Annotated in this window: 8 protein-coding genes and 1 pseudogene; 4 read left to right on the top strand and 5 right to left on the bottom strand. The window is 71.4% G+C overall.

The window, feature by feature from the left end; genetic code table 11:
- The 4 genes from DI269_RS15400 to DI269_RS15385 all read left to right on the top strand — a co-directional run.
- On the top strand, positions 1-775 hold a 775-nt coding region (locus tag DI269_RS15400), incomplete at its 5' end, for a lytic transglycosylase domain-containing protein (protein ID WP_198667459.1).
- A 71-nt stretch (positions 776-846) separates the two neighbouring features.
- The gene (locus tag DI269_RS15395; protein ID WP_112137331.1) at positions 847-1,872 is read left to right on the top strand and encodes a GNAT family N-acetyltransferase; all 1,026 of its coding nucleotides are present in this window, start codon (positions 847-849) and stop codon (positions 1,870-1,872) included.
- 63 nt (positions 1,873-1,935) lie between these two features.
- On the top strand, positions 1,936-3,735 hold the full coding sequence (locus DI269_RS15390; protein ID WP_115509852.1) for a potassium channel family protein: 1,800 nt from the start codon (positions 1,936-1,938) through the stop codon (positions 3,733-3,735).
- Positions 3,736-3,835: 100 nt separating this feature from the next.
- Positions 3,836-5,080 (top strand): trypsin-like serine peptidase, encoded by a 1,245-nt coding sequence (locus DI269_RS15385; protein WP_112137327.1) that lies wholly within the window; start codon positions 3,836-3,838, stop codon positions 5,078-5,080.
- Between the two features lie 47 nt (positions 5,081-5,127).
- Here DI269_RS15385 and mqnC read toward each other — a convergent pair whose 3' ends face one another.
- From mqnC to DI269_RS15360, 5 genes and pseudogenes are all read right to left on the bottom strand, one after another.
- Positions 5,128-6,279 carry a cyclic dehypoxanthinyl futalosine synthase gene (gene mqnC / locus DI269_RS15380; protein ID WP_112137325.1) on the bottom strand — a complete coding sequence of 384 codons (1,152 nt, stop codon included), beginning with the start codon at positions 6,277-6,279 and terminating at the stop codon, positions 5,128-5,130.
- 79 nt (positions 6,280-6,358) lie between these two features.
- Positions 6,359-7,129, bottom strand: coding sequence for an FAD-binding oxidoreductase (locus tag DI269_RS15375; protein WP_157975012.1), 771 nt, complete (start codon positions 7,127-7,129; stop codon positions 6,359-6,361).
- 70 nt (positions 7,130-7,199) lie between these two features.
- Positions 7,200-8,051: a menaquinone biosynthetic enzyme MqnA/MqnD family protein gene (locus tag DI269_RS15370; RefSeq protein ID WP_198667458.1), complete on the bottom strand. Its 852-nt coding sequence runs from the start codon at positions 8,049-8,051 to the stop codon at positions 7,200-7,202.
- Between the two features lie 76 nt (positions 8,052-8,127).
- On the bottom strand, positions 8,128-8,424 hold the full coding sequence (locus DI269_RS15365) for an HPr family phosphocarrier protein (RefSeq protein WP_112137319.1): 297 nt from the start codon (positions 8,422-8,424) through the stop codon (positions 8,128-8,130).
- Positions 8,425-8,575: 151 nt separating this feature from the next.
- Positions 8,576-9,048: pseudogene (locus DI269_RS15360) on the bottom strand (hypothetical protein); the annotation flags it as partial.

Genomic DNA, 9,048 nt, shown 5'->3' with positions numbered 1-9,048 from the left:
TCGCGCCGCCGCCCGCGCCCTGCGGGCCCCGGCGGGCCGACTCGGCGTCCAGGCGGTCCTGACGGTCCTCGCGGTCGCGGGCGCGCTCGCCGCGGGCTGGTTCGTCGTGCCCGGCGCCGGCCCCGCGTGGTCCTTCGGCACCGAGCCCAGCCCCGAGCCCGAGGAGGCGCCGCTCGTCCTCACCCCCGAGAACGCCCCCGACGCGGGCAGGCCCGCCGAGACCGACCCCGCGGGCGACTCCACCTCGACCACCCCCGGGGACACCACCACGACCCCGGCCGGCGCCACCGACCTCGACTCGTGGGCGCAGAGCCTCGCGTCCCTCGGCATCCCCGAGCGGGCCCTCGTCGCCTACGGGCGCGCCGAGCTCGTCTCCGCCGTCGAGAACCCCGGCTGCAACCTCTCCTGGACCACCCTCGCGGGCATCGGCGCCACCGAGACCACCCACGGCACCACCAACGGCAACCGGATCCAGGCCGACGGCACCACCGTCACCCCCATCCGCGGCGCCGGCTACGACGAGATGGGCCCCATGCAGTTCCTCCCCAGCACATGGGAGACCTGGAAGGCCGACGGCGACAAGGACGGCCTGTTCAACCCCGACGACATCGACGACGCGGTCACCGCCGCCGCGAACTACCTCTGCCACGGCGACCGGGACCTGACCACTCCGATCGGCTGGCAGGAGGCCGTCCACTCCTACAACCCCAGGGACGACTACGTGCAGAAGGTGTTCGACCGCGCCGACCAGTACGGCCGGGCGAGCACCGCCTGACGACACCCCCGATCGCTGCAATCCGTGAGCCGGGGGTTCCGTTCGGTGACGATTTCGGGTAAGGATAAGAGATGCCCCTGAAGCAGCTCGCTCCCGGCGAGATGACGGACGACGACCTCCGCGACTGGTGCTCGGTGCTCAACGACATGACCGCCGCGGACATGCCGGCCGAGCCCCGCTGGCGCACCGACCGGCTCCGCGACTACCTGGACGGCACCCTGCCCGAGGACGCACGGCACCTGTTCCTCGACCGCGACGCCGACGGCGACCTCGTCGGCCACGCCAGCCTCATCCTCTTCGGGGGCGAGCAGGCGGGCACCGGCGTCGTCGAGATGTCGACGCGCCCGTCCGCGCGCGGCAAGGGCGTCGGCACGCGCCTGCTGCGGGCCGTCGCCGAATGCGCGAAGGCCGGCGGCTGCCGGACCCTGTCGGTCGAGGTCATCGCCACCACGCCCGCGGTCGGCTTCTACGACCGGCACGGATTCGCGCGCTCTACCGTCGAGCAGCGGCACCTGCTCCGGTGGGCCGACATCGACTGGGAGAAGATCGAGCACGCCGCCGGGCGCCTCGCCGCCGGGTACCGGCTCGAATACCACGCCGGGGGCGTCCCCGACCGGCTCATGGACTCCTACGCCGACGTCAAGGCGAACCTGCGCTCGGCACCCGGGAACGTCGCGTTCGTGCCCGAGTGGCGCGGCTCGGCCTACGCCCCGGCGTTGCGCGACTCGTTCCAGACCCTCGCGCGCCGCGGCATGCGCTCGCACATCGCCGTGGCCGTCTCCGAGCCGTTCGGGAACGTCGTCGGCCTCACCGAGCTCGTCGTCTCCGCGCAGCGGCCCACCCGCGCCGACCAGTACGACACCGTCGTCGCCCCCGCGCACCGCTCCTACGGCCTCGCCATGACCATGAAGGCCCGGCTCCTCACCGAGCTGCGCCGCGCCGAACCGCAGCTCGTCGACGTCCAGACCTGGACCCTCGACACCGCCGACGACGTCCGCTGGATCAACGGCGAACTCGGCTTCGTCCACGACGTCGACTGGTACGACTACGAGGCCGACGTCGACAAGCTCCTCGCCCGCCTCTCACGCCCTTCCTGACCGGAGCCGATTCGCGACCGGCTGTACCGCAACCGTTTGCGAATCTTCTTTACACTGAGGGTCATGCAACCCCGGCAGGCCAGGCTAGAAGACGCGCGCCCCGACCGGCGCGTGATCGTCGTGGGCGACAACGGGCTCACCCTCAGGTTCATCAGGAACCTCATCGACAACTTCGCGTTCCGCGTCATCGCCGTCATCCCCGCCGGGCCCGGCGGTCAGCGCGACGAGATCCGCCGCGCCGCCCAGGAGAACCGGCGCCTGTCGGTCCTGGAGGCCCAGCAGGTCGGCGCCGACACCATCCGCGAGGCCGGGCTCACCGACGCGTACGCCGTGGCGCTCATGGACCAGAACGACGTCGGAAACCTGCACCTGGCGCTGAAGATCCGCGAGATGTCCCACTACCTCGGCGACGAGACGCTGCCGCGCCTGGTCATCCGCATGTACAACCGGGGCCTGCGCGACCACATGCAGAAGCTCCTCGGCGACGACGGCGTGTTCGTGAAGTCCGATGCGGACATGGTCGCGCGCACGTACGCCGCGGCCGCGCTGGAGCAGATCCCGCCCGGGGACATCGACATCTGGGGCCGGCGCCTGTACCTGACGCGCGCGGCCGACCCGCGGGCGCAGGCGCAGTGGGTCGTGGCGACCGGGAACGAGTTCGGGGTGGACATGATCCCCGACGACGCCGACGAGGCGGTCCGGCTGCTGTGCCTGGAGGCGGTGGCGGCGCGGCGCTGGGTCAGGCCCCTGTGGGAGAAGGTCGCGGGGTGGTTCCGGCAGTCGCTGCACACGATGCGGCGCACGTTCGGCAAAGGCCTGTGGATGGCCGCGGCCGTGCTCATGGTCGTGATGCTCGGCGGGTTGACGACGCTGCTGACGGTGAACAGCCTCAACCAGAGCCGTGAAGTGGACGGGGACTTCTGGGACGCGCTGTACATGCTCGCGATGATGGCCGCGGGCGGCGCCGACCCGGACACGACCGACCACTGGGAGCTGCGGCTGACGCACGTCGTGGTGGTCGTCTCGGGCGCGCTGCTCATCCCGGTGGTCACCGGTGCGATCGTGCAGGCGGTCGTGGAGCGGCGGTACGCGCTCGCCGAGGGCCGCATGGTGCGGGCGGTGCGCGACCACGTGATCGTGGTCGGCCTGGGCAACATGGGGACCCGCGTGGTGGAGACGCTGCGGGAGCGGCGCATCCCGGTGGTCGCGATCGAGAAGGACCGCGAGGCGATCGGCGTGCGGGCCGCGCGGGCGGCGGGCGCGCAGGTGCTGCTGGGCGACGCGAGCCGGCCGGGGACGCTCCAGGAGGCCGAGGTGAAGTACTCGCGGTCGCTGGTGGCGATGGCGAAGCAGGACTCGGCGAACCTGGAGGCGGCCCTGTCGGGGCTGGAGTGCAAGCCGGACCTGCGGACGGTCATGCGGATCTACGACCCCGAGTTCGCTTCGCTGATCCGGCGGAACCTGAACAAGAACCGGTCGCTGCACGAGGCGTCGCAGCATTCGTCGTACAGTGCGCCGCAGGTCGCGGCGGGCTCGTTCGCTCGGGAGCTGACCGACGACGAGATCCTGGAGACGATCCCGGTGCGCGGGCAGATCGCGTACATCGCGGAGGTCACCGTGGAGGAGAGCGCGTGGCTCGACGACGTCCCGGCGCACAAGGCGACGGCGTCCGGGGCGCGGCGGTTGCTCGCGGTGAAGCGCGCGTCGGGGAGCATCCGGTGGAACCCCGACGACGGGTTCCAGCTCGTCTGCGGCGACACGCTGCTGGTGCTGGTGACCCGCAAGGGCCTCAACGAGATCCGGGAGTTCTGCCGGCCGCAGGACCTGGGAGCGCGCGGGCGCCACCGCCACGAGGTGGTGTAACTCCGGCGTGTGACCCTCGCCGGTTCGCGTGAGGCCGCGCAACTTCCGGGCCGCTCACTCGTTTCAACCGTGGATGCATCTCTCACGGAAGGGGCCGGCAGTGGCGGCGAGCGCGCGGAGACCGCGGACGGAGTACGACTGGAAGCGCAAGCGCCGCAAGGCCGTCCTGGTGGCGGCCACCGGGGCCCTGGCTCTGGGCGGCGCGGCGGCGGTGGTCCCGACGGCGTTCGCCGACGACCCGGTGACCTCGGTCCTCGAAGACGCCGCGGAGATCCTCCCGGTGGACGACTCGCTGCTGGGCCTGGTCGACGTCGGCGAGGTCAAGGAGTTGACGGAGTCGCTGACGTACGCGGGCGAGCAGGACGCGGTGACGGTGTCGGGCCCCGACGCCGGGTACGTGAAGGTCCACTTCGAGCGGCTGCTCTTGAACGCGGGCGACTATGTGACGGTGTCGAACCCCGACGGCACCGAGTCGTACCGGTACGAGCAGTCCATGGTCGACCAGTGGGCGACCTCGATCACCGGCGACACGGCGGTCGTGGAACTGCACCGGGCCGAATCGGGCCCGGCCTCGGACGCGCTGGGGGTGCTCATCGACCGGGCCGCGTACGGTTTCGCAGCGGATGTGGTCGACGCGCTGGTCGCGGACAAGGCGGACCAGGCTCGGCCTGAGGAGAGCGTCTGCTCGGGCGACGAGAAGCGGCGCTCGGCGTGCTACCGGACCTCGTACCCGGAGGTCGTGGAGCACGCGGAGCCGGTGGCGCGGCTGCTCATCGACGGGACCGTGCTGTGCACGGCGTTCCGGGTCGGCGAGGAGAACCGGCTGCTGACGAACCACCACTGCTTCACCGAGACGTGGGAGGCGAAGCAGACCGAGGTGTGGTTCGGCTACGACTGCGTCACGTGCGGGGCGGACACGGCGAACATCCCGGTGAAGGTCACGGGCCAGCAGGTCCTGAAGACCTCGAAGCCCTTGGACTACACGCTGTTCTCGGTGGACGACTTCTCGCGGATCGACCAGTTCGGGTACCTGGAGCTGTCGGACGAGCCCGCGAAGGCGGGCGAGGCGATCTACATCCCGCAGCATCCGGCCGGGCGGCCCACGGAGATCGCGATGGAGTCCTCGGTCGACGGCGGCAACTGCGTGGTCAAGAACGCCGTCTACGACGGCTACGTGACCGGCAGCGACGTCTCGTACTACTGCGACACCGAGTTCGGGTCGTCGGGCTCGCCGGTGATCTCCCGCGACACGCACGAGGTCCTGGCGCTCCACCACTTCGGCGGCTGCCCGAACTCGGGCGTGAACGCCCAGCTGATCCGGGCCGAGATCGGGCACTTGATCTAGACGTGCGCGAAGGGCCCCGAGCATCGCTCGGGGCCCTTCGCGTGGGTTCACTTCACCTGCAACTCGGCGACGATCGTCGAGTAGTGCGAGCGGATGCGGTCGTCGGTCGGGTCGTCCTCGGGGGTCCAGTGGACCGACATGCGCTCGTACAGCGTGTTGCGCTGCGCGGGAACGCGATCCGCGGAGCGGATCAGGCCGATGAGCTCCGAGAGGCGCGACTGGTGGCGGGCGCCGGCCGAGGAGATCACGTTCTCCTCCAGCATGATCGAGCCGAGGTCGTCCACGCCGAGGTGGAGGCTCAGCTGCCCGGAGGCCTTGCCGGTCGTCAGCCACGACGACTGCAGGTGCTTCACGTTGTGGAAGAACAGCCGCGCGGTCGCCAGCAGCCGCAGGTACTCCAGGGTCGTCGCCTGGGTGCGACCCTTGAGGTGGTTGTTCTCGGGCTGGTACGTCCACGGGATGAAGGACCGGAACCCGCCGGTGCGGTCCTGGACGTCGCGGATCATCCGCAGGTGCTCGATGCGCTCGGCCGCGGTCTCGCCGGTGCCCATCATCATCGTCGCGGTCGATTCGAGGCCGTGCCCGTGCGCGACCTCCATGATCTCCAGCCAGCGCTCGCCGGACTCCTTGAGCGGCGCGAGCGCGGTGCGCGGGCGCGCGGGGAGCATCTCGGCGCCGGCGCCGGCGATGGAGTCGAGCCCGGCGGCCTTGATGCGGCGGATCGACTCGTCGATCTCGACGCCGGAGACCTTCGACATGTGCGCGATCTCGGAGGGCCCGATCGAGTGGATCATCAACTCGGGGTACTCGCGCTTGACCGAGGAGAACAGCTCCTCGTAGTACTCGACCCCGAAGTCGGGGTGGTGGCCACCCTGGAGCATGACCTGCGTGGCGCCGAGGCCCACGGCCTCGCCGCAGCGGCGCAGGACCTCCTCCATCGGGTGGGCCCAGCCCTCGTCGTGCTTGGGGGCGCGGTAGAAGGCGCAGAACTTGCACGCGGTGACGCACACGTTCGTGTAGTTGATGTTGCGGTCGATGATGTAGGTGACGATGTTGTCGCCGATGAGGCGCCGGCGGGCCGTGTCGGCGGCCTCGGCGAGGGGGTGGAAGGGCGCTTCGGTGTAGAGCAGCAGGGCTTCCTCGGCGCTGATGGCGCCGCCGTCGGCGGCGCGGGCGAGGACATCGTCAATCTCGGCCATGCACGAAGCGTATCCGCCTGGGGGCCCTCGGGGACAGTGCGGCCGAAGCGATTGACTCCTGGATTACTCCCCCGGGCCGCTACACGGTGTAGAGCTCGGTGTGGATCTCGCCGGTCCCGGCGGCTTCGAGGACCTCTTTGACGCCGAGGACCATCTCGTACGGACCGCACAGGAACCACTCGTCGACTTCGCGGGCGTCGACGACCGTGCCGAGGACCTCCTGGAGGCGCTCGGGCGTGAGGCGCCCGGTGAGGAGCGGCGTGGGGCCGTCGGTGCGGGTGCGCACGTGGTGGAGGCGCAGGCGGTCGCCGTGGGCGCGTTCGAGTTCGCGCAGTTCGGCGGCGAACATCGTGGTGTCCTCGGTGCGGTTGGAGTACAGGAGGGTGACGGTCGCGCCGGCTTCGAGCGCGGCGGTGGCGATCGCGATGATCGGGGTGATCCCGGAGCCGGCGACGACGGAGCCGTAGTGGCGGTCGGGCCGGATGTCGGTGCAGAAGTGGCCGAGGGGCGGGAGGACTTCGAGGACGTCGCCGGGCAGGAGCTGCCGGTTCGCGTACCCGGAGAAGGTGCCCTTGGGGATCGAGCGGATGCCCAGGCGCAGGGTGCCCTCGGCGGCGAGTTCGCGCGGGGTGGAGGCGAGCGAGTAGGAGCGGCGGACCTCGGAGCCGTCGGGCTCGACGCGCTGGAACGTGAGGTGCTGGCCGGGCTTGAAGTCGAACGCGGGACGCAGGTCCTCGGGGACGGCGAGGGTGACCTCGACGGCGTCGGCGGTGAGGGGCCGGACGCCGGTGACGGTGAGCTTGTGCCACGCGGGGCGGTTCTTGCGGGGCTTCTTCAGCTCGATGGCCACGGGGACGGTCCTTCCCTGTCTCGGAACTCGCGGGGTTCGGGTCTGGGGTTCGTTCAGATCTCGCTGTCGTTCAGATTTCACTGTCGAAGAATTCGGGCCCTTCGGGCGAAAAATCCTTCACTTCGGTGTAACGGGCGGCGCGGGAGGCGAATTCCCGCAGGCCGGCGAGGTGGCGCTCACCGAGGCCGAACTGGAGCCGGCCGAAGTACTCGGCGAGCGCGGCGGGTTCGAAGGGCTCCCAGCGGGCTGCGGAGGCGACGACGGCGTCGATCTCCTCGCGGCTGAGGCGCACCGACTCGCGGAATGCGAGGTGGACGTCCTTGACGAGCCCGGGGTGGGCCTCGGCGTAGTCGCGGCGCACGGCCCAGACGGCGAAGACCATCGGCAGGCCGGTCCAGTCCTTCCACTCGGCGGCGAGGTCGAGGACGTGGTGGCCTTGCGGGTCGTGGTGGACGCGGAGGGCCTCGTCGCCGATGAGCACGGCCGCGTCGGCGCCGGCGAGCGCGGAGTCGAGGTCGGGGGCCGTGACCTGGTAGGACGGCTTGCGGCCGTAGCGCTCTTCGAGGAGCATCCGCCCGAGGAGGACGCCGGTGCGCGAGAACGAGGCGAGGGAGACGCGCGGCTCGGCGGGCAGGTCGGCGAGCGGGACCTTGGAGACGAGGTTGACGCTGAGGACGGGGCCGTCGGCGGCGACCGCGGGGTCGGGGATGAGCAGCAGCTCGTCGCTGTGGCGCAGGTATTCGACGAGGGTGATCGGGCCGATGTCGAGGCCGCCTTCGACGAGGAGGCGGCTGAGCTCGTCGGGCGCGTCGCGGCGCAGGTCGAATTCGAGCAGCGCGCCGGTGCGGGCCAGTCCCCAGTAGATGGGCATGCAGTTGAGGAAGGCGATGTGGCCGACCCTCGGGCGTCGCGCGTTGTTCACAGTCCCGACCGTATCCCCCCTCCGGGTCCATGGACGTGGCCGAGAGGGGGGCGGCGTCGCCGGCGTCACGGCCGGATCAGCGCTCGTCGATGTCGGCGAGGTCCTTCCCGCCCTCCGCATCCGCGGTCTCGGCGGTCACGAGGTCGACGAGGCGGTCGAGGACGTCCTCGTCGTCGCCGGTGAGGACGATCTCGTCGCCGGGGCGCACGTCCAGCACGAGGACCTGGAGGATCGACTTGGCGTCGTGCCGGTCGCCGCCGGCCTTCGCGATCGAGATCTCGCCTGACGACTCGGCGGCCGTGTCGACGAAGACCGTCGCGGGCCGCGCCTGGATGCCGACCTCTGTGGTCACTTTCACACGGCGCTCGGCCATGCTGCTCACCCTCCCCCGGTTCTGCGGCGCCCGGACCGGATGGTCGCCGCCGCCGGGCCGCCGAGGCGGCCCTTCCAGGACCAGGATGGACCGGGCGCGGGGACGGCGGACCCGGTTTCGGGCTATTGCAGCGAGAAGGAGTGCAGAGCGGTCAGCGCTGGTCGTCCCCTTCGTCGGGCTTGGCGCCGTAGACGGTGGGGCGCGGGAGCGGGATGTGGTCGGGCAGCTCGGAGCGGTCGAGGAGGTTGCGGACGCGGGCGCGGCCGGGCCGGTAGCCCTCCTCCTCTTCGGCGGCCGGGGGCCAGGACGCGGGCGGCAGCTTGTGCGCGCCGGTCTTGGTCGTCGGCTCCTCGAACAGGCTGATGTCGGGCGCGTTCACGATCCGCTTGCGCGAGGCCTCGGCCTCGGTGCTCGGCCCCTCCTCAGGGGCCTCGCTCGGCGGGGTCGGGACGGCCGGGAGCTCCGGGGCCGGGGCGGGCGTCGGGGCCTCGTAGGGGGCGGCGTCGGAGAACGGGCTGTCGTCGGCGTACAGGAACGACGGCGGCGGCGTGGGCTCCGGGCGCGGGACCGGCTCGGGGTCGGGCAGCGGGTCGGGGCGCTGCGGCGGCGTCGGCTCGGGGTGCG

The organism is Glycomyces dulcitolivorans (genome assembly GCF_003265355.1).
Lineage (GTDB): Bacteria > Actinomycetota > Actinomycetes > Mycobacteriales > Micromonosporaceae > Glycomyces > Glycomyces dulcitolivorans.
Note: the sequence above shows the minus strand (reverse complement) of the source record. Positions and strands in the feature narration are given on the sequence as shown.